The sequence below is a fragment of the Nonomuraea sp. NPDC003804 genome (assembly GCF_040610675.1).
GTDB lineage: Bacteria > Actinomycetota > Actinomycetes > Streptosporangiales > Streptosporangiaceae > Nonomuraea.
In genome coordinates, this window is record NZ_JBEXMT010000106.1 from 1 (window position 1) to 1,347 (window position 1,347).

A 1,347-nucleotide genomic window follows, 5' to 3' on the forward strand; every position below is an offset into this window, starting at 1 on the left:
GGAGGCCTTGGCAACCTTAACACGTTGACGGACAGTGTGATTGCCAGCACCTCCGAGAAAACGCAGAAGGAGGCGCTGGCCGCAGCTGCAGGTGCTGTGGGGGGCAATGATCGCGGCTTGGTGGATTCGCCGGTAGCCGGGTGTGAGGTGTATCAGAAGTGCGGTCCCAACAAGGCCAATGCTGTTATCCGAGACATATACCAGGTGGCTCCGGTAGAAGCGCCGAACGTCGACTTTTCGAAGCTCAACATGCCGGTCGAGTGGAGTAGAAGATGATTCTCAAGGTTGTCGCCGTTGCTGAAGATGGGGGTGTCAGGAAAGTCCATTTGAGATGATTTATGAGGCAGCCCGGAACGCGCTAGATTACTCCCGTGGATACTCCATGGGAGTGCTTTGGAGGAACATGGCCATGGAGTTGGATGGAGGTGGGATCAACTTCGCGGAGCAGACAGAAGATTTTTTCGATGGTGAAGATGTTGATGACAGACGGAAGGCTGAAGCTTGCCGCTGATGGCGTCTTCGCCGATGGGAATGTTGACGAGCAACTGGATGTTCCACGCCGTGCATGGCCGACCAGAAGAGATCGGGTGGATCTCGACGAGGACAGCATCTGGTTCCTTTCTGATGCGTCGTTTGGACTGGTCTGGATTTCACCTGTGGGCAATGACGATTACCACCTTGGCTTCCCTGAACAACCAGGAATCGCCGCTGTGGAGGGGAGCTGGCTCCAGGTGAAAATGGGTGACAACACGCATCTGGTCGGGGCTGCCTTGGGCCGTGCCGCGGATCCCTCGATCAATTTGTTTTCGACGAGGGGTAACCGTTGAGGATCTCAAAAAATGGAGCGGAGTTCCCTTTCCTGTTGATTGGTGCCATCGGCAGCGGGAGCCCCTCGGACGCGTTCAACTTCCACTGTCAGTGATGGTTGGCGGCCGATGATTGATAGTAAGAGGCTTTCCACCTGTACCATCGGCGTGAAAGGTCTGGGAGATTATTTGTAGCATGGCAAGTAAAGTTGTATCTGCGACCCGGGTGCAGTGGGGTGCCGTTTGATCTGTCCTCGTTGCGAGCAGGGTGAGGTATTGAAGGCCCAGGTAAAGGGGTGCGGTACTCAGATATTTGTCTGCGACGAATGTGATGTCGTGTGGTTCTCCTTGGCTGCCATCGGGGTCTCTCCGTTCAGAGACCTTGAGGAGTATCTTGAGGAAAATTCCGTCGCCCCTTCCTGGGAGTCAATTTCCGTGGATAGGCATGAGTAGAAAGTACGCAATTTCCGTGCACTCCTCGATCGTCTTGCCTCAGCGCAGCGTGTGGCTACGTGCAGCATGGGGTGACCTTCCCGTCTCC

At 55.3% G+C, this 1,347-nt stretch carries 2 protein-coding genes; both read left to right on the forward strand.

The window, feature by feature from the left end; all coding sequences use genetic code 11:
- The coding region (locus ABZX22_RS45090; protein WP_354923500.1) for a hypothetical protein at positions 1–276 on the forward strand (276 nt) is incomplete at its 5' end.
- A 188-nt stretch (positions 277–464) separates the two neighbouring features.
- Positions 465–827 carry a DUF596 domain-containing protein gene (locus ABZX22_RS45095; protein ID WP_158230120.1) on the forward strand — a complete coding sequence of 121 codons (363 nt, stop codon included), beginning with the start codon at positions 465–467 and terminating at the stop codon, positions 825–827.
- Positions 828–1,347 lie beyond the last annotated feature (520 nt).